The organism is Frigoribacterium sp. Leaf263 (genome assembly GCF_001422285.1).
In the GTDB taxonomy this organism is placed as follows: domain Bacteria; phylum Actinomycetota; class Actinomycetes; order Actinomycetales; family Microbacteriaceae; genus Frigoribacterium.
In genome coordinates, this window is sequence record NZ_LMMO01000003.1 from 255,934 (window position 1) to 273,883 (window position 17,950).

The 17,950-nt window shown below is 72.7% G+C and carries 16 protein-coding genes; 10 read left to right on the plus strand and 6 right to left on the minus strand.

Annotation, left to right across the window (positions count from 1 at the left end; genetic code table 11):
* Window positions 1–162 precede the first annotated feature (162 nt).
* The gene (locus ASF17_RS05235; protein WP_326934171.1) at window positions 163–927 is read left to right on the plus strand and encodes a polyprenol monophosphomannose synthase; all 765 of its coding nucleotides are present in this window, start codon (window positions 163–165) and stop codon (window positions 925–927) included.
* Window positions 928–967: 40 nt separating this feature from the next.
* Here the strand turns inward: ASF17_RS05235 and ASF17_RS05240 are convergent, their stop codons facing one another.
* The 3 genes from ASF17_RS05240 to ASF17_RS05250 all read right to left on the minus strand — a co-directional run bounded on the left by ASF17_RS05240 (window position 968) and on the right by ASF17_RS05250 (window position 4,914).
* On the minus strand, window positions 968–2,260 hold the full coding sequence (locus ASF17_RS05240) for a hypothetical protein (RefSeq protein WP_055796159.1): 1,293 nt from the start codon (window positions 2,258–2,260) through the stop codon (window positions 968–970).
* A 37-nt stretch (window positions 2,261–2,297) separates the two neighbouring features.
* A complete protein-coding gene (locus ASF17_RS05245; RefSeq protein ID WP_055796162.1) occupies window positions 2,298–3,650 on the minus strand; it encodes an O-antigen ligase family protein in 1,353 nt (450 codons plus the stop codon).
* 67 nt (window positions 3,651–3,717) lie between these two features.
* Window positions 3,718–4,914, minus strand: a complete 1,197-nt coding sequence (locus tag ASF17_RS05250) for an acyl-CoA dehydrogenase family protein (RefSeq protein ID WP_055796166.1) — start codon at window positions 4,912–4,914, stop codon at window positions 3,718–3,720.
* Window positions 4,915–5,092: 178 nt separating this feature from the next.
* On the opposite strand from ASF17_RS05250, the gene manA reads away from it, so the two are divergent.
* The 5 genes from manA to ASF17_RS05275 all read left to right on the plus strand — a co-directional run bounded on the left by manA (window position 5,093) and on the right by ASF17_RS05275 (window position 12,145).
* A complete protein-coding gene (gene manA / locus ASF17_RS05255) occupies window positions 5,093–6,259 on the plus strand; it encodes a mannose-6-phosphate isomerase, class I (protein WP_055796169.1) in 1,167 nt (388 codons plus the stop codon).
* A gap of 40 nt (window positions 6,260–6,299) precedes the next feature.
* Window positions 6,300–7,259: a UDP-glucose 4-epimerase GalE gene (galE, locus tag ASF17_RS05260; protein ID WP_055796172.1), complete on the plus strand. Its 960-nt coding sequence runs from the start codon at window positions 6,300–6,302 to the stop codon at window positions 7,257–7,259.
* A gap of 182 nt (window positions 7,260–7,441) precedes the next feature.
* The gene (locus tag ASF17_RS05265; protein ID WP_055798263.1) at window positions 7,442–7,756 is read left to right on the plus strand and encodes a WhiB family transcriptional regulator; all 315 of its coding nucleotides are present in this window, start codon (window positions 7,442–7,444) and stop codon (window positions 7,754–7,756) included.
* A 143-nt stretch (window positions 7,757–7,899) separates the two neighbouring features.
* A complete protein-coding gene (locus ASF17_RS05270; protein ID WP_055796174.1) occupies window positions 7,900–10,740 on the plus strand; it encodes a glycosyltransferase in 2,841 nt (946 codons plus the stop codon).
* Entirely contained in the window at window positions 10,733–12,145 is a 1,413-nt protein-coding gene (locus tag ASF17_RS05275; RefSeq protein WP_055796177.1) for a DUF5719 family protein, read from the plus strand. The genes ASF17_RS05270 and ASF17_RS05275 overlap by 8 nt, the downstream gene beginning before the upstream one ends.
* Before the next feature lie 56 nt (window positions 12,146–12,201).
* Here ASF17_RS05275 and ASF17_RS05280 read toward each other — a convergent pair whose 3' ends face one another.
* Window positions 12,202–12,651 carry a metallopeptidase family protein gene (locus ASF17_RS05280; RefSeq protein ID WP_055796182.1) on the minus strand — a complete coding sequence of 150 codons (450 nt, stop codon included), beginning with the start codon at window positions 12,649–12,651 and terminating at the stop codon, window positions 12,202–12,204.
* Window positions 12,652–12,711: 60 nt separating this feature from the next.
* Between ASF17_RS05280 and ASF17_RS05285 the strand changes: the two genes are divergently transcribed.
* From ASF17_RS05285 to ASF17_RS05295, 3 genes are all read left to right on the plus strand, one after another.
* Window positions 12,712–12,924, plus strand: a complete 213-nt coding sequence (locus tag ASF17_RS05285) for a DUF3499 family protein (protein WP_055798266.1) — start codon at window positions 12,712–12,714, stop codon at window positions 12,922–12,924.
* Window positions 12,914–14,332, plus strand: coding sequence for a phosphomannomutase/phosphoglucomutase (locus tag ASF17_RS05290; RefSeq protein WP_055796186.1), 1,419 nt, complete (start codon window positions 12,914–12,916; stop codon window positions 14,330–14,332). Before ASF17_RS05285 ends, ASF17_RS05290 begins: the two co-directional genes overlap by 11 nt.
* A 142-nt stretch (window positions 14,333–14,474) precedes the next feature.
* Complete coding sequence (locus ASF17_RS05295) at window positions 14,475–14,726, plus strand: metal-sensitive transcriptional regulator (protein WP_369814557.1); 252 nt, start codon at window positions 14,475–14,477, stop codon at window positions 14,724–14,726.
* A gap of 20 nt (window positions 14,727–14,746) precedes the next feature.
* On the opposite strand, the gene ASF17_RS05300 is transcribed toward ASF17_RS05295, so the two are convergent.
* A complete protein-coding gene (locus ASF17_RS05300) occupies window positions 14,747–15,631 on the minus strand; it encodes an RDD family protein (protein WP_082475089.1) in 885 nt (294 codons plus the stop codon).
* Between the two features lie 18 nt (window positions 15,632–15,649).
* Between ASF17_RS05300 and ASF17_RS05305 the strand changes: the two genes are divergently transcribed.
* Complete coding sequence (locus tag ASF17_RS05305) at window positions 15,650–16,645, plus strand: stage II sporulation protein M (protein WP_055796193.1); 996 nt, start codon at window positions 15,650–15,652, stop codon at window positions 16,643–16,645.
* A 12-nt stretch (window positions 16,646–16,657) separates the two neighbouring features.
* Here the strand turns inward: ASF17_RS05305 and ASF17_RS05310 are convergent, their stop codons facing one another.
* The gene (locus ASF17_RS05310; protein WP_055796196.1) at window positions 16,658–17,950 is read right to left on the minus strand and encodes a DUF58 domain-containing protein; all 1,293 of its coding nucleotides are present in this window, start codon (window positions 17,948–17,950) and stop codon (window positions 16,658–16,660) included.

Consider the following 17,950-nt stretch of genomic DNA (forward strand, 5'->3'; position numbering starts at 1 on the left):
TCAGGCGAGAGCTTTCTGGCGAGAGCGGGAAGGCCCGAGTCTAGCAACGGGGCCGTTCGCGCCCGGGGGAGTGCGCGGGGCGTCGCCGGCCGAGCTGGGCGTCCGGCGGGGCGCCGGGCGTTAGTCTCGTGCTCGACCCTTCCCGAACCACCGAGGACGACCGTGATCGAACCAGTGAATGCGGCCTGTCTGGCCATCGTGCCCACATACGACGAGGCCGAGAACATCCGCCCCATCGTGGCGCGCATCCTCGAGGCCGTGCCGACCGCGCACGTGCTCGTCATGGACGACGCCAGTCCCGACGGCACCGGGCGCATCGCCGACGAGATCGCCGCGACCGACGACCGGGTCTCGGTCGTGCACCGCACGGCCAAGGAGGGCCTCGGGGCCGCCTACGTCGCCGGGTTCCGCTGGGGACTCGACCGCGGCTACCGGGTGCTCGTCGAGATCGACGCCGACGGCAGTCACCCCGCCGACCGTCTCCCGGTCATGCTCGAGGCCCTCGACGGCCCGGAGCGTCCCGGGCTCGTCATCGGATCGCGCTGGGTCCGCGGCGGCTCGGTGGTCGACTGGCCCCGTCGACGGCTGTTCCTCAGTCGCGCCGGCAACCTCTACTCGAGACTCGCCCTGCGCATCCCCGTCCGCGATGCGACGGCCGGCTTCCGGGTCTACCGAGCCGACGTCCTGGCGGCCATGCCGCTCGAGCGGGTCGCGTCCCGCGGCTACTTCTTCCAGGTCGACATGACGCTCCGCACCCTCGACGCCGGGCACACCGTCGTCGAGGTCCCGATCGAGTTCCGCGAACGCGAGGCCGGCGTCTCGAAGATGAGCGGGTCGATCGTGCAGGAGGCCATGCTCAACGTCACGATCTGGGGTCTCCAGCGCGCCTGGCGCCGACTGCGCGGACTGCCGCTGCGCGACGAGTAGGCGGTCGGTCCCGGCACCGGATCCGCCCGCCGCGCCGCGGTCAGCTCGGCAGCCGGGAGCGCCAGGAGCGCTTGCGCGCCGCCACGGTCGCGACCGTCACGAAGAGCATGAGGGAACCCTCGAAGAGGACGTAGCTCTCGGCGAGGGCCGTCACCCCGATGAGCACGAGGACGAGGGCGGGCCAGACGTAGGCGACGATCGGATGCCCGGAGGCGGTCGTCCAGCTGCGGACGAAGGCGAGCGTCCCGGCCACGACCAGCAGCAGGACGCCTGCCAGCCCGAGTTGCAGCCCCATGTCGTAGAAGGCGTTGAGGCCGGTGGCGTAGGGCCTCCCGCTCGGCGAGATGACGGTCGAGAACGGGAAGATCTCGCCGGGCCACTGGCCGACGAAGCCCCATCCGGTCACGTCGTGGACGGCAGTCAGATCGCGGATCCGAGACCAGAGCGCCGTGCGGGTCGAGAGATCCGCGGTGGCGTCCACCGAGTCGAGGAGGCGCGCGCGGGCCGCGTAGGCGATCGTCCCGCCGATCACGACGAGCGTCCCGAGGATGCCCTGGAGCAGGGGGCGTCGACGCTCGGGAGCCCGTCGGAGCGCGTTGAGCGCGACCCCGGCGACCACGAGGGCGAGCACCGCCACGGCGGTCACGGGTGATCGCGCCAACAGCAGCGTGGCGACGGCGACCAGCCCCGAGGCGACGGCCTGGGGTCGGGGGACCGAGCGGGTGAGGAACTCGACGGCGAACGTGATGAGGGCGAGCGCGGCCAGGTAGCCGATGTAGTTGCGCGTCCCGGCGATGCCCTGGATGGGCCCGCCGTAGCCGAGGTTCCCCTGGATGCCGAGGAAGGGGATCGGCTGGTCGATCAGCAGCCCGCTGAACACCTCGAGGGCGAGCGAGGTCACGAGCACGATGCGGAGCGCATCGCCCACGGCGCGCACCACCTGGACGAGATCGCGCCCGAGTGCGAGGTAGAGACCGAGGGCGCCGAACGCGGCCGCGTACGCCGCGCCTCCTGCGGTCACCCAGGTGTACTCGCTCCAGAACACGCTGAGACCCATGAATCCGAACAGGGCGATCAGCGAGACGGGCAGGAGGCCGCGCCACTCGACGTGATGGCGCTGCCCGAAGAGCGAGACGCCGGCCAGCGCGACGAGGGCCGCCAGGATGGCCACGGAACCGGGCCAGCCCATGAGCGAGCGCACCGACTCGGTGGTGAAGCCGTAGAGCACGATCGCGACCGCGAGGGCCTGGCTGAAGTGGCCCCCCGCCGAGAATCCGACCCACGCCGACACGTAGCGGCGGATCGGGTCGCGCTCGTCTCGGGTCGGCCTCACCGCACCATCATGGCAGCACGGCCGTCGGCCCAGCGGGTCATGGCCGCAGAGCGCTCGTGGGCTCGGCGACCCGGTCGTGGTCGCTCCAGCCGTGGGCGTCGCGTCGGGTCACGACGACGACCACGACGAGCAGCGCCCACCCCCATTCGACGATGAGGCGAGACTCCGCGACGCCGTGCACGAGCAGCGCCACGACGAGCAGCAGCGGCAGCAGGTCGAGCGTCGCCCAGGGAGCCTCGCGTCCGACGCCGAGCATCCGCCGGTCGGTCGCCCACCACCAGGAACGCGCCAGGACGCCGAGGCAGACGAGGGCGAAGAGGGCGAGCCCGATCCAGCCGAGCTGGAACCACACGTCGAGGTACGCGTCGTGCGCCTGCAGGTAGACGACGCCGTTGCGCTCGGCGAGATCCGTGAAGGGCGCGGCCCAGGGGATCCAGTAGCTGACCCAGCCCCAGCCGACGACCGGGTGCTGCACGCCGAGATCGACGACGGACGCCCAGATGTCGGTGCGGCCCGTGAGATCGCTGCTGCGCCCGAGCAGCCCCAGGAGCGGGGTCCGGGCGAGGACGACGGCGACCGCGGCGACGACCACGACGAGGAGCGTCGCGAGATGGAGACGAGGACGCCGAGGAGGCGCGGTGCGGCGCACCAGCACCACCAGCGCGAGCACGACCGCGACGGCCAGGGCGCTCGCCGCGGTCGTCGCCGAGCGGGTCAGCAGCAGCGCGGCGATCGCGAGGCCGACTCCGATGGTGCCGATGCGCGAGCTGATGGTGCCGGCCGACCACTGGGCAGCGGTGACGATCAGGGCCAGGAGGGCGAGGACGCCGAGGATGTTGCTGTTGCCCTGCAGGCCCTGGATGCGGCCCCCCTCGACGAGGACGTCGCGCGACCAGTAGAAGGCGTCGGGGACTCCGCCGGAGCAGTCGAGGTAGACGGGGCAGACGGGGCGCCGGACGAACACCGCGACGACGAGCTCGAACAGGAGCGAGAGCCCGACGTGGAGGCGGAGCGCCCGTCCGAGGGCGGTGACGATGAGGGGCCACGGCAGCGACCAGGCGACCGCCAGCGCGCCGAGCGTGGTCGCCAGGGTCGCCCCGATGCCGACGGCCGAGGCGGCGGCGTACTGCGACCAGGTGATCGAGACGACGGCCCAGAGGACGAACAGCGCGAGGAGGCGGGGGAGCCGACGGTGATCGGGGCGGTTGCGCGCCACGACGACCGCGGAGGCGACGACCATCACCGCGCAGGCGAGCCCCCAGCCCCAGAACGTGGTGCCGTTGCGGAGGACGTCGCCGCCGAAGAGGACCAGGAACGCCAGGGTGGCGAAGGTCGTGCCCTGACGGCGCGGTGCGAGGGCCGCGGGCGCGGTGGCGGTCGTCGTCGTCATGGGCACCAGGCTAGACGACCGGCCACCCCGGTCGGAGCGGCCCGTCGCCCGGCCCGGGAGGGTCCGCTCAGACGAACGCCGCCTCGCCGGTGATGGCGCGCCCGACGATGAGGGTGTTCATCTCCCGGGTCCCCTCGTAGCTGTAGAGCGCCTCGGCGTCGGCGAAGAAGCGGGCGACGTCGTACTCGAGCACGATTCCGTTGCCGCCGAGCACCTCGCGTGCGTAGCCGACGGTCTCGCGCATCCGGGCCGTCGTGAACGCCTTCGCCAGCGACGAGTGCTCGTCTCGCTGCGTGCCCTCGTCGAGCATCTGCGAGCAGCGCATGACCATCGCGATCGACGCCGTGATGTTGCCGATCGACTTCACCAGGAGGTCCTGGACGAGCTGGTGCTTCGCGATCGGCTTGCCGAACTGGACGCGCTCGTTCGCGTAGGCCAGGGCCGCCTCGTAGGCGCCGATCGAGTTGCCCACGGCGGCCCAGGCGACCTCCGCCCGGGTCAGCCGGAGCACGGCCGCCGTGTCGCGGAACGACGTCGCGTGCTGCAGGCGCAGCCGATCGGGGACGCGGACGTCCGTCAGGGTGATGTCGGCGTTCTGGACGATGCGCAGACTCTGCTTGTCTTCGATCTTGGTCGCCGTGTAGCCCGGGGTGGAGGTGGGCACGATGAAGCCCTTGACCTGTCCGTCCTCGGCGCTCTTGGCCCAGATGACGGTGATGTCGCTGAACGTGGCGTTGCCGATCCAGCGCTTGGACCCGTTGAGCACCCAGTCGTCGCCGTCGCGGGTCGCGACGGTCCGAAGGCCCTGCGCCGAGTCGCTGCCCGAGAGGGGCTCGGTGAGTCCGAACGCCCCGACGATCTCGCCGCTGGCCATCCGGGGGAGCCACTCGGCCCGCTGCTCCGGAGATCCGCCGACGCCGATCGAGCCCATGGCGAGACCGTTCTGGACGCCCACGAAGGTCGCGACGGAGGCGTCGACCCGGGCCAGCTCGAGGGCGACCCAGCCGCGGAAGACCGCGCTGTTCTCGAACGGCCGGGTCTCCTCCCACGGCATCCCGAAGAGCCCGAGACCGGCGAGGCCCTTGACGATCTCGTGGGGGAACGTCGCGTCGGCCCAGTGGCGGTTGACGACGGGCTTGACCTCGGTCTCGAGGTAGGCGCGCAGGTCGGTCAGGACGCCCTTCTCCCGATCCGATAGCTGGTCCTCGAATCCGAAGAAGTCGCTGGCCAGCGTGCTGAACGGGGTGAGGGTCGTCGCGGACATCCGTGCTCCATTGCTCTGTGTCGGGGTTCCGGGCGGCCGGGCCGCCGGGCTCGGCGAGCCTAGGCACACCTCCCGTCGTCGGCAACGGCCTTGGTAGTTTTGACCAACGCCTCCCGGCTGGCGCCCCCGCCTCTTTGTAGAGGGGGCCCAAGCTCCCCCTCCGACAAGCAGGTAAAGCATGTTCCTGGCCATCACCAACACCCCCCGCGACTACGCCTGGGGCTCGACCACCGCCATCTCCACGCTGCTCGGACGACGGCCCTCGGGTCGCCCCGAGGCGGAGCTCTGGCTGGGGGCGCACCCCGGCTCGCCGAGCGTCGTGGTGAATCCGGCCGTCGTGGACGGCGCCGACACGCTGGCCGACTGGTTCGCCGCCGAGCCCGATCGCGCTCTCGGACGCGGGCGCTCCGAGCTGCCGTTCCTCCTCAAGGTCCTGGCGGCGGACGCCCCGCTGTCGATCCAGGCCCACCCGACGCCCGAGCAGGCGCGGGCCGGCTTCGCCGCGGAGAACGAGGCGGGCGTCCCGATCGACTCGCCGACGCGCAACTACAAGGACCCGTTCCCGAAGCCCGAGATCATCGTCGCCCTCAGCGAGACCTTCGACGCGCTCTGCGGGTTCCGCACCCTCGACGAGACGCTGACCGACATCGACCGGCTCGATGGCGGCAGCGGCCGTCTCGCGCCGCTCCGCGTCCTCGTCGAGACGTCCCTCGAGACCACCCTCGCCCGTCTGTTCGACGGCTCCGACGAGTCGTCGCGCATCGTGGCCGACGTGTCGGAGCTCGCCCGCGGGGTGGAGGGGCCCTCGGCGTCGATCTCCACCGTCGCCGACCTCGCCTCCCGCTACCCGGGCGACCCCGGAGTGGTCATCTCGCTGCTGCTCAACCACGTGACCCTCCGGCGCGGCGAGGCGCTCTTCCTGCCGGCGGGCAACGTGCACGCCTACCTCGGCGGCCTCGGCGTCGAGCTGATGGCCCCGTCCGACAACGTCCTGCGCGGAGGGCTGACCCCGAAGCACGTCGACGTGCCGGCCCTCCTCGAGGTCCTGGAGTTCGCGCCCCTGCCCGTCCCGTACCTCCGGCCGGTCGAGACGGCCCGCGGGGTCGAGCGCTTCGACCCGACGGGCGTGGGCTTCGCCCTCCTCCGGGTGGACGCCGGAGGCACGGGCGCGGTCGTGCAGATCGGCGGACCGAGCATCATGCTCGTCACCGAGGGCGAGGTGCAGGTCAAGGGTCAGGACGGCGTGATCCGCCTGGCGACGGGGGAGTCCGCCTTCGTGACGCCCGACGAGGTCCGACTGGCCGTGACGGGCGGGGGCACGCTCTACGTCGCGACCCCCGCCTAGGGCGGCGGGCCGGGCGCGGGCGTCTGGCTAGAGTTGCCCCATGTCTTGGTTGGTCACCGGCGGCGCCGGCTACATCGGATCCCATGTCGTCCGCGAGTTCGGGTCGGCGGGTATCGACGCGGTCGTGCTCGACGACCTCTCGTCGGGCATCGAGTCGTTCGTCCCCGAGGGCGTGCCGTTCGTCCGGGGGTCCATCCTCGACCGCGACCTCGTCTCCGAGACCATCGCCCGGCACGACGTGACCGGAGTCGTGCACGTGGCGGGATACAAGTACGCGGGAGTCTCCGTCCAGCGCCCCCTGCACACCTACGACCAGAACGTGACGGGGACGCAGCGCCTCCTCGAGGCGATGGCGGGCCATGGGGTCGATCGCATCGTCTTCTCCTCCAGCGCCGCCGTGTACGGCACGCCGCCCACCGAGCTGGTCACCGAATCGACCCCCAAGGCGCCCGCGTCGCCGTACGGCGAGAGCAAGCTCATCGGCGAATGGCTGCTGCGTGATCAGGCCGTCGCGACGGGGCTCCGACACACCAGCCTCCGCTACTTCAACGTGGTCGGGTCCGGTCACGCCGACCTGTACGACGCGAGCCCCCACAATCTCTTCCCGCTTGTCTTCGACGCGCTCGCCGCCGGACGGACGCCCCGCATCAACGGCGACGACTACGCCACGCCCGACGGAACCTGCGTCCGCGACTACGTCCACGTCGCCGACCTGGCCGTGTCGCACGTCGCGGCCGCCCGTCGGCTCGACGTGGGAGAGTCCGTCGAGCCCGCGTACAACCTCGGCTCCGGCGGCGGGGTGTCGGTCCGCGAGATCATGGACGCCATGCGGCAGGGGACCGGCATCGACTTCACCCCCGAGATCGCGCCGCGGCGGGCGGGCGACCCCGACCGGATCGTGGCCGACGGGACCCTCGCGGCCCGCGACCTCGACTGGACCATGCGCCACAGCCTGCTCGACATGGTCACGAGCGCCTGGGCGGCCGCTCCTCGCGTCTGACGCCCCGGGGGACCCTCGGTCGCGGTGGAGCCCATCGCGACACGCCGGGGCCCGCTTGACCCTCGATGAGGGGTTCAGGGTTTATTGGGCCCTGACTTGACGTGGCCGAATTACACCGGTGTAATTGACCCCATCGCAGCCGTTCTGGGGGCGACGACGACGAGGGGAGATGTGCTGTGACGATGAACGACACCCGTGTCGGAGTACCCGACGACTGGCACGTCGACCCGGTCCTGCTCGGCGTCCCCGGCGTCCGCAGGGCTCAGTCGGACGACGAGAACCAGCTCGCCTGGCAGGCCGACTCGCTCTGCGCTCAGACCGACCCCGAGGCGTTCTTCCCCGAGAAGGGCGGCTCGACCCGCGACGCCAAGAAGATCTGCGCGTCGTGCGACGTCAAGACCCAGTGCCTCGAGTACGCCCTCCAGAACGACGAGCGATTCGGCATCTGGGGCGGCCTGTCCGAGCGGGAACGACGCAAGCTCCGCAAGCAGGCGTGACCCGCGCCTCCTCGGCCTCCCGGCGTGCTCCCCGATACGGGTCGCGCGCCGTCGTCGTCTGCAGGCATAGGTGCCTCACAGGTGCGGTCGGTCCGGCGCGGCGGACCCTCGGCATGCGGCCGTCGACCTAGGCTGCTCAGGTCATGCATCCGAGAGTCACAGCGATCCTCGTCGCCCCCGGTGGGGCGACCTATCTCGACCGGACCCTCGAGGGTCTGTCGCGTCAGACGCGACCTCCCGAGGCGCTCGTCGTCGTCGACACGGGCGGCCCCGACTCGCCGGCCGGGCGCCTGTCTCTGAGCGGCGCGGCGCAGCTCACCAGCGTGCCCTCCGCCCGGACCTTCGGCGAGGCCGTGTCCCACGGCGTGCGCGTGTCGGCCGACGCGGCGAGCGAGCGCTCCGGTGACGACGAGTGGCTGTGGTTCCTCGGGCACGACAACGCCCCGGCCGTCGACGCGCTCGAGCGTCTGATGTCCACCGTCGAGGTGGCCCCGTCCGTGGCGATCGCCGGTCCGAAGCTGATGCGGTGGGACGAGCCCGGGACCATCGCCGAGTTCGGCGAGACGATGACGCGCTACGGCGCCTCGATGCCCCTCGTCGAGAACGAGCTGGATCAGGGGCAGCACGACTTCCACGACGACGTCCTGGGCGTCGCAGCCGGCGGGATGCTCATCCGGCGCAGCGTCTGGGAGTCCCTCGGCGGCTTCGACCCGGGGCTCCCGCACGTCGACGCCTCACTCGACCTCTCGGTGCGGGCTCGTCTCGCCGGCCACCGGGTCGTCGCCGTGCCGAGCGCGCAGGTGAGCAGCGCCGGCAACCCCGAGGACTTCGGGCAGCGGAACGGCGGGCATGCGCGCCGCGCGAGACTGCGGCGGGCCGCGCAGCTGCATCGCCGACTCGTCTACGCCCCCCTGGCCGCCGTGCCGCTGCACTGGCTCAGTCTCGTCCCGCTGGCGTTCGTCCGCTCCGTCTGGCATCTGCTGACGAAGAACCCCGGCGCCGTCGTCGGCGAGTTCTCGACGGCGCTGCGCGTGGCCTTCGGCGGAGGCAGGGTCCCGGCGGCGCGCCGGGCGCTGCATCGCAGCCGGACGACGTCGTGGTCGGCGATCGAGCCGCTCCGGGCCTCGTACAACCAGGTCCGCGAGCGACGCGTCAACGAACGCGACGCCCTCGTCGCCCGCGGCGAGGACAGCGCCGATCCCCGTGCCAGCTTCATCGGCTCGGGCGGGCTGTGGGTCGTCGTCGGCACGACGGTCCTCAGCGTCGTGGCGTTCCTCCGTCTGCTCCGTGAGCCGGCGCTCACGGGCGGGGGTCTGCTTCCGCTCAGCACCAGCGTCGGCGAGCTCTGGAAGTCCGTCGGCTGGGGCTGGCGCGAGATCGGCGCCGGGTTCATCGGGCCGTCCGACCCGTTCGCCCTCGTGGTGGCCCTGCTCGGCACGCTCACGTTCTGGTCGCCGTCGACGTCCATCCTGGTCGTGTACCTGCTCGCCGCGCCGGTGTCGGCGATCGGCACCTTCTTCGCGGCCCGTCGGATCACGTCGCGGCCGTGGGTCCCGGCGGTCGCCGCCGCGCTCTACGCCGTCTCGTCGCCTCTGTTCTCGTCGCTGCAGACGGGGCACCTCGGATCCGTCGTCGCGCACGTCGCACTGCCGTTCTTCGTCTGGGCCCTCATCGGCTCGGCGCGCTCCTGGGCGTCCGGGGCCGCCGCGTCGCTGCTGTTCGCCCTGGTGGCGGCCGGGTCGCCGGTCCTGCTGCCCGCCCTCCTCGTCCTGTGGGTGGGATCCCTCGCGACCCGGCCACGGGGCATCCACCGCATGCTGGCGATCCCGCTGCCGGCCGTCGCGCTCTTCGCGCCGCTCGCCGTCGTCCAGATCGGCCGGGGCACGTGGTGGGCGATCCTCGCCGACCCCGGCGCGCCCGCGCGCAACGACCCCGCCTCGCCCCTGCAGCTGCTGCTCGGCTCGCCCGAGACGGGGCTGAACGGCTGGACCTCCCTCCTCGCCGGCGTCGGCGTCCAGGGCGGCACCCTGGCCCTGATCGTCGCCGTGGGGCTCGTGCCCCTCGCCCTGCTCGCACTCGCGTCCCCGTTCGTCGGCTCGAGGACGCGCGCCGTCCCGGCCCTCGTCATCGCCCTGGCCGGCTATCTGACCGCGGTCGTCGCGACCCAGCTCTCGATCATCGGCGTCGGGAGCGAGAGCACGACCGTCTGGGCGGGAGGCGCGCTCAGCCTGTACCTGCTCGGCATGATCGGCGCGGCGGCCGTCACCCTCGACCGTCTGCCCCGCGTCGCCCCCGCGTCGGGCGTCGTCGTCGCCGTGTTCGCCGTCGCCGCCGCCGTCCCGGTGGTCATCGGCTCCCTCTCCGGAGCCGCCGACATCCGCTCGAGCCCGGGCCGCATCCTCTCCGCCTACGTCGCGGCGGAGGCCGAGGCGTCGCCCGAGATCGGCACGCTCGTGCTGACCCCGCAGCCCGACGGCTCGCTGGCCGTGTCGCTCGAGCACGGCCAGGGCGCCACCCTCGACGACCAGTCGACCCTCGACTCGACGGCGCAAACGCTGTCGTCGAGCACCGACGACCTCACCGTCCTGGCGGGCAACCTCGTCAGCCGCAGCGGCTTCGATCCCGCGGACGACCTGGCGCGTCAGGGCATCGGCTTCGTGCTGCTCACCGAGGGCTCCGGTGACGACGCCGCCGCCGCGCTGGGTCAGCGTGCGGGCGAGGCCCTCGACGCCGACGCCGCGTTCCTGGCGGTCGGCGACACGACCAACGGGCTGCTGTGGCGGTACATCGACTCGACCGATCAGCGCGAGCCCCACCCGGACGGCGGCCCCCTCGGCGTGATCGTCCTGGTCACCTGGGCGCTCGTGCTCGGCTCCGCGCTCCTGCTCGCCATCCCGACGACGCCGCGTCGCCGACGCAGCCGGGCGGGGACGCCCGAGGCCGAGCAGCCCGCCACCACCTTCGACGAGGAGCGAGATGACTGAGAGATCCGTCGCCTCCACGACCGGACGCATCATCGTCGGAGTCGTGGGCATCGCCGTGGGGGCCGCCGTCGTCGCGGCGGCCACCGTCCTGCCGCTGCCGAGTCTCGAGACCACCCCGGCAGGGCAGGTCGTCACGCCCGTGCCGCTCGACCCGCAGCGCGTCTGCGCCGGCAGCGTGCTGCGCCTGTCCGATGCCGAGGGTCAGCAGGCGACGACGGCCAGCGCCGTCGGCGAGGCGCGGATCGCGACCTCGTCGAGCACGGGCTCCGAGTCCGCCGAGGCCCTGGCCGGCGCCGACGGCAGCAGCTCGTCGCCGCAGCTCGTCACGGCGGGGCTGGAGGGCGACGAGGTCCCCCTGATCGCCGCGTCGCAGAGTCAGAGCGTCGCCTCCGACGAGCTCGTCGGATTCGCCAGCTCCTCCTGCGCCGAGCCGAGCAGCTCGACCTGGCTCGTCGGCGGCTCGACCGAGACCGGTCGCGTGTCCCTGATCACGCTCGTCAACCCGAGCGACGTCAACGCCACGGTCGACCTGGGCATCACGGCCGAGACCGGCCGCGTGCAGGGCCCCGGCATCGAGGGCATCGTCGTCGGCCCGCGGAGCCAGCGCGTCGTCCCCCTCTCGGGATTCGAGACCGGCCTGCTCTCGCCCGTCGTGCATGTGACGAGCCGCGGGGGGCAGATCGTCGCCACCCTGCAGGAGTCGATCGTCCGCACACTCGATCCGGGCGGCGTCGACGTCATCAGCGGCGGCGCGGCCCCGAGCAGGACGACGGTCGTCCCGGGCATCATCGTCCGTGGCGGCGAGACCCTCGAGACGGCTCTGGCCGACCCCGACGCGGGCGACCTGCAGAGCGCTCTGCGGCTTCTGGCGCCGGGCGACTCGCCCGCACGCGTCTCCATCTCGCTGGCCGCCGACGACGGGACGGGGACGACCTTCGACACGCGGATCGAGTCCGGTCTCGTCACCGACGTCCCGGTCGACGGTCTCGCCGACGGCCTCTACACGGCGACCATCACCTCCGACGTGCCCGTCGTCGCCGCCGTCCGCACGTCGGCGTTGTCGGCCGACGGCGCCGTCGACCTGTCGTGGGCGTCGTCGGCTCCCGCGCTCTCGGGCGAGACCCTGGTGTCCGTGCCCGACGGCGACGGCGCACGGCTGACGCTGGCGAATCCGACGGACGTGCCCGTCACGGCCACCGTCGCCATCGACGGCGACGACGAGCGCGAGGTCGAGGTCCCTGCCGGCGCGAACCTCGCGGTCCGGGTGTCGTCGGGCGACTCCGTCCGGTTGTCGGGCGCCGACGGGCTGCGGGCCGCGATGAGCTTCTCGGCGGACGGCGCCGTGGCCGCCTGGCCCGTCGTCTCACCTCTGCCGGCCTCGTCACCGGTCACCGTCTACCCCTGACCCGCCGACGGAGCCTCAGGAGGCGCGGGGCCGGTCGGCCGGACGCCGGTCGCAGGTCAGCGGTCGCGCCATCGATCGGGTGCGAGATCCCAGGGGTCCTTGCCGAGCAGCTCGGCCACGGCCCGGAAGACGTGCCCTTCGACGAGCACGCGGTGGTCCCATTCTCCGTCGGGCGAGGATCGGTGCTCGAGCGCGGGTGCGAGGCGCTCGATAGGGAGCCGGTAGAACAGGACCTTGCGGGCCTGACGATCCACGAGCCAGCGCTCGACGCGGGTGCGGTCGGGCTCGGCGGGCAATCCGGCGACCTCGAAGACGACGCCCTCGAGCTCATCGGGCCAGAGTTCCCGGAGGTAGTCGGCGGTCGACGCGACGATGTCGTCGAAGAGGTCGACGCGGGTGCGGAGGAATGGCAGGTGCGGCCCGGCGGCGGATGACCGCAGACCCCGGCCGTGCCGATCGCGGTGACGCGAGCGGTCGGTGACGCGGACGTGACGGGGCCTGGCCATCCCGTCATGCTAGTCGCCCCGGGGCGGCCGCCCCGGGGCGACGGGCTAGTCTCGTCCTCGATGAACGCACGTCCCTGCAGCAAGGTCACCTGCCACCAGGAGGCCGTCGCGACGCTGACGTACGTCTACTCCGACCAGATGGTCGTCGTCGGGCCGTTGAGCGGCGTCGTCGAGCCCCACGGGTACGACCTCTGCGAGCGACACGCGTCGTCGTTGTCGGTTCCGCAGGGGTGGGAGGTCCTCCGCCGGGTAGTTTTGGGGAATGACATCTGAGAGCCCCGACCTCACCGCCTTCGTGAAGACCTACGACGTCAGGGGGCTGGTCGGCAGCCAACTCACCGACGAGGTCGTCGAGGCCTTCGGTGCGGCCTTCGCCGACGAGATCGAGGGCGCAGGCTCCGAGCTCGTCGTCGGCCACGACATGCGCGACTCGTCGCCCGCCTTCGCCGCCGCCTTCGCTCGCGGGGCCCGTGCCCGGGGCGCCCACGTGGTGTCCCTCGGCCTCTGCTCGACCGACGAGTCGTACTTCGCCTCCGGCTCGTTGTCGGCGCCGGCGGCCATGTTCACCGCGAGCCACAATCCGGCCAGCTACAACGGCATCAAGATGAGCCGGGCGGGCGCCCAGGGCATCAGCCTCGACACCGGGCTCGCCTCGATCCGCGACCGCGCCTCCTCGTATCTCGCCGACGGCATCGAGGCCGTCGCCGAGCCCGGCGGGCAGCGCGACTACGACGCGCTCGGCGACTACGCCGCCTACCTCCGCCACCTCGTCGACCTGTCCGGCATCAGGCCCATCAAGGTCGTCGTCGATGCGGGCAACGGCATGGGCGGCCTCACCGTGCCCGCCGTGCTGGGCTCCGCGGCCGGTCTGCCCGAGCTGCCGATCGAGATCATCCCGATGTACTTCGAGCTCGACGGCACGTTCCCGAACCACGAGGCCAACCCCCTCGAGCCCGCCAACCTGGTCGACCTGCAGAAGGCTGTCGTCGAGCACGGCGCCGATCTCGGGCTCGCGTTCGACGGCGACGCCGACCGCTGCTTCGTCGTCGACGAGAACGGCGACGCCGTCACCCCGTCGGCCGTGGCGGCCATCGTCGCCGTCCGCGAGATCGCGAGGGTCCGGGCGCTCGAGCCCGACGCCGACATCGCCGTCATCCACAATCTCATCACCTCGCGCGCCGTGCCCGAGGCGATCGAGGCGTCGGGTGCCCGCGCGGTCCGCACGCGGGTCGGGCACTCGCTCATCAAGGACGAGATGCGCGAGACCGGTGCGATCTTCGGCGGCGAGCACTCGGCGCACTACTACTTCCGCGACTTCTGGGGAGCCGACAACGGCATGCTGGCCGCGATGCACGTGCTGGCCGAGTTCGGGTCGCAGGCCGAGCCGCTCTCGACGCTGACGGATCGCTACACGCCGTATTCGGCGAGCGGCGAGATCAACTCGACGGTCACCGACGTGCCCGCGGCCTACGCCCGAATCGTCGACGCCTACGCGTCGCAGGGCGACTTCGACGAGCTCGACGGCCTCACCGTGAGCGGCACCTCCGAGAACGGCGGCTTCTGGTGGTTCAACGTCCGCCCCTCGAACACCGAGCCGCTGCTGCGCCTGAACGCCGAGGCGGCCACCGAGGCCGAGATGGTGCACGTGCGCGATGCCGTGCTGGGGCTCATCCGGGGCTAAACTGTACCCCCTGGGGGTATCCACGGGCGGGTGGGGCGTGACGCCCCTCCCTCCCGATCCGGAGTCACGAGGAGGCGCGGTGACCGACCACGACGAGCCGCAGCCGACGACGCACGTCGGCTACAGCGGCGACAAGGAGCAGATCCTCAAGCGCCTGCGGCGTGCGGAGGGCCAGGTGCGCGGCATCCAGCGCATGGTCGACGACGACACGTACTGCATCGACGTGCTGACGCAGGTCAGCGCGGCGACGAAGGCGCTCGAGACCGTCGCCCTCCAGCTCCTCGACGACCATCTGGCGCACTGCGTGGCCGAGGCGGCCCGAGAGGGCGGAGACGTCGCGGAGCAGAAGGTGCGCGAGGCCTCGGCGGCGATCGCCCGGCTCGTCCGCTCGTAGGGCGGTCGATTCGGAGGCGCTCAGCGCCTCGGGAAGCCGGGCACGGTCCCCGTGAGAGCGGGCTGCAGCCGGGCGAGGGTCGCCGCCTCCCGAGCGAGCGCCGTCGACTCGCGATCGCGCCGGAGGACCGCCACCGCCGTCAGGAGCAGGGGAGCGTCGACGTCGGGCAGCGGCGACACGAAGGGGCGGACCTCGTCGGCGAGCTGCTCGGCGACCCGGCGCCGACTCGCCGGGGTGAGCCCCGCCTCCTGCTGGACGAACGCCGCGACGCGGCGGGCGGTGCCGTCGGGCAGTCGCGCGACGTCCGCCACGCCGGCCCAGCCCTCGAGCCCCGGCGGCAGCACGGCGACGACGCGGGTGTCTCGGGCCAGTCGTTCGTTGCGGCTGTAGGTGCCCGCCATCAGATCGCCGAGTCGGCGGGACGACCCGTTCAGCAGGCCGACGACGACCGCGAGTCCGCCCGTGGTGAGCACGATCTCGAGCAGCCCGACCAGCGACCGGGTGAGGGCGTGCCGGAATCCGATGGCGCCGCCGTCGATCCGCACGATGCGGGCCCCGACGGCGAGGCGGCCGATCGAGCGCCCGTGCGTCGCCGTCTCGACGATCGCCGGGACGACGATGAGGCCGAAGGCGACCGAGCCGATCACGAGGGCCTGCGCGAGGGCGTCGTCGAGGGCTCCGGCGTCGTTCAGCAGGCCGACGAGGATGATGAGGGCGACGACCCCGGCGGCGTAGACGAGGTAGTCGATGACGACCCCGGCGCCGCGGAGGACGATGCTGGTCGGACGCAGATCGAGAGCGACGGCCTCGCCGGTGACGAGCTCGTCGTCGCCCGCGCTGAAGGCCTCGACCTGATCGGCGCGGAGGACCGCCGGGGAGGCGCGGGGCCACTCGCGACGAGGCATGCCTAGTATCTAATCAGAATGGACATCGACGCCTACGCCGCCGCCAACGCCCAGGACTGGGCCGAGCTCGATCGCCTGGCCCGCCGGCGGGCCCTGACCGGCGACGAGGCGGATCGTCTCGTGTCGCTCTACCAGTCGGGTGCGGGGCAGCTGTCGGCGCTCACGACGGCCACCGGGGACTCCCCGACGGCGGATCGCCTGTCGATGACCCTCTCGCGGGCCCGGCTCCGCTTCACGGGCGCGGGGCGGGACGTGCTGCGGCAGCTTCCGACGTTCTTCGGCGCGCAGCTGCCGGCCGCCCTGCACCGGGTCCGCTGGGTGTCGATCGTCGTGGCGCTGGCGACCGCGATCGTCGCGACGGTCTTCGCCGTGTGGGCCGCGCAGGAGCCCGCGGTGCTGGCGTCGTTCGGCAGCGAGGAGTTCCGGCGGCAGTTCGCCGAGCAGGACTTCGTGGCGTACTACTCCGAGAGCGCGTCCGGGTCGTTCACCGGCCAGGTCTGGACGAACAACGCCTACATCGCCGCGCAGTGCGTCGCCTTCGGCATCACGGGGGTGTGGGTGCCGTACGTGATCATGGGCAACGCCGTGAACCTCGGGGTGTCGGCGGGGATCATGGCCGATCAGGGCCGTCTCGACTACTTCTTCCTGTACATCGCCCCGCACGGGCAGCTCGAGCTGTACAGCATCTTCGTCGCGGCGGCGGCCGGTCTGATGATCTTCTGGTCGTGGGTCGCCCCCGGCCCGCGGACCCGCGGTCAGGCCCTCGCCGAGGACGGTCGCGCCCTCGTCACCATCGCGATCGGCCTGGTCCTGGCACTGCTCGTCTCGGGCGTGATCGAGGGCTTCGTCACGCGGCAGGCGTGGCCCTGGCCCGTGAAGATCGGCATCGGGACGGTCGCGCTGGCCGGTTTCCTCGCGTACCAGTGGATCCTGGGCGGTCGGGCGCGCCGAGCCGGGCAGACCGGCGACCTCGACGAGTTCGAGGCGGGGGCGACCCGGCTCGTCGCGGGCTGACCCCGCGGCGGGCTAGAGCCGGCCCCCCGCCTTCAAGGCGAGGTAGCGGTCGGCCAGGGCGGGCGGCAGGTCCGCCGGTGCGCCCGTGACGACCTCCGCCCCCGACTGGACGAGCGCGGCCCGGACCCGCGCGGCGTCGAGTCGAGCCCGTTCGGCCGAGGCGGCCCGGTACACGGCGTCGCGCGAGGAGCGCTCGACGCTCAGCGCCTCGAGGGTCGGGTCCGTGACGGAGGCCACGACCACGAGGTGCCGGCGGGCGAGCTGGGGGACGGCGGCCAGGAGGGCTCTGGAGGCCCCCGGGCTGTCGACCGTGGTCGCGAGGACGACCAGGGCGCGTCGCGTCGTCACCGAGCGCACCACGCCGGGCACGGCGGCCCAGTCGGTCTCGACGAGCTCGGGGTCGAGCGGCGCCATCGCGTCGACCATCGACGACAGCAGCGCGGGGCCCGACGTCCCCTGCACGCGGGCCCTGACGCGGCTGTCGACGACGACGACGTCGACCCGGTCGCCCGCCTGCGACGCCAGGGCCGCCAGCAGCAGGGCCGATTCGAAGGCCGTGTCGAGGCGGGGCTCGTCGTCGATCCGCGCGGCGGAGGTGCGGCCGCTGTCGACGACGACGACCACGCGGCGATCGCGCTCGGGCCGCCAGGTGCGGACGACCGCCTCGTCGCGGCGCGCGGTGGCGCGCCAGTCGATGGAGCGGACGTCGTCACCCCGGACGTACTCCCGGAGACTGTCGAACTCGGTGCCCTGCCCGCGGATCATCACGCTCGTGCGGCCGTCCAGCTCGCGCAGACGAGCCAGCCGCGAGGGCAGGTGCTTGCGTGACGAGAACCGCGGCAGGACCGTCACCGCACCGGGGAGAGCGTGCGTCGCCTGACGCCCGGCGAGTCGCAGGGGGCCGATCGTGCGGACGGTGACGGCGTCGGCCGAGCGCACGCCCCGACGGAAGGGCGTGAGGGTCGTCGTGTTCGTCGTCGCGCCTCCCGGGGGCAGTGCCAGCGCCCGACGGGTGGGCCATGCTCCGGCGGAGGGCTGCCAGGCGTCGCGGACGACGCCGCGGATCGTCCGACGGCCGTCGTTGACGATCGTGAGCCGCGCCTCCGCGGTCTCGCCGAGACGGATGGCCCCCGGCAGCCGCCTCCGCAGGGTGAGCTGTCGGGCCGAGCCCGCGAGGGCGACGTCGAGGCCCGTCAGCACGGCGACGACCACGAGCCACACGACGAGCGCCCAGGGGCTGCCCGTCGCGATGACGGGGACGACCCCGAGCGCGACGAGCGCGACGAACAGACCGGTGACGGCCAT

Bases quoted from the DNA above. Each gene is read 5' to 3' on its own strand.
- ASF17_RS05265 (WP_055798263.1), top strand. From the start codon at position 7,442: ATGAACGACACCCGTGTCGGAGTACCCGACGACTGGCACGTCGACCCG.
- ASF17_RS05290 (WP_055796186.1), top strand. From the start codon at position 12,914: ATGACATCTGAGAGCCCCGACCTCACCGCCTTCGTGAAGACCTACGAC.
- ASF17_RS05310 (WP_055796196.1), bottom strand. From the start codon at position 17,950: ATGGCCGTCACCGGTCTGTTCGTCGCGCTCGTCGCGCTCGGGGTCGTC.
- manA (WP_055796169.1), top strand. From the start codon at position 5,093: ATGTTCCTGGCCATCACCAACACCCCCCGCGACTACGCCTGGGGCTCG.
- ASF17_RS05305 (WP_055796193.1), top strand. From the start codon at position 15,650: ATGGACATCGACGCCTACGCCGCCGCCAACGCCCAGGACTGGGCCGAG.
- ASF17_RS05300 (WP_082475089.1), bottom strand. From the start codon at position 15,631: ATGCCTCGTCGCGAGTGGCCCCGCGCCTCCCCGGCGGTCCTCCGCGCC.
- ASF17_RS05270 (WP_055796174.1), top strand. From the start codon at position 7,900: ATGCATCCGAGAGTCACAGCGATCCTCGTCGCCCCCGGTGGGGCGACC.
- ASF17_RS05280 (WP_055796182.1), bottom strand. From the start codon at position 12,651: ATGGCCAGGCCCCGTCACGTCCGCGTCACCGACCGCTCGCGTCACCGC.
- ASF17_RS05275 (WP_055796177.1), top strand. From the start codon at position 10,733: ATGACTGAGAGATCCGTCGCCTCCACGACCGGACGCATCATCGTCGGA.
- ASF17_RS05250 (WP_055796166.1), bottom strand. From the start codon at position 4,914: ATGTCCGCGACGACCCTCACCCCGTTCAGCACGCTGGCCAGCGACTTC.
- ASF17_RS05245 (WP_055796162.1), bottom strand. From the start codon at position 3,650: ATGACGACGACGACCGCCACCGCGCCCGCGGCCCTCGCACCGCGCCGT.
- ASF17_RS05285 (WP_055798266.1), top strand. From the start codon at position 12,712: ATGAACGCACGTCCCTGCAGCAAGGTCACCTGCCACCAGGAGGCCGTC.
- galE (WP_055796172.1), top strand. From the start codon at position 6,300: ATGTCTTGGTTGGTCACCGGCGGCGCCGGCTACATCGGATCCCATGTC.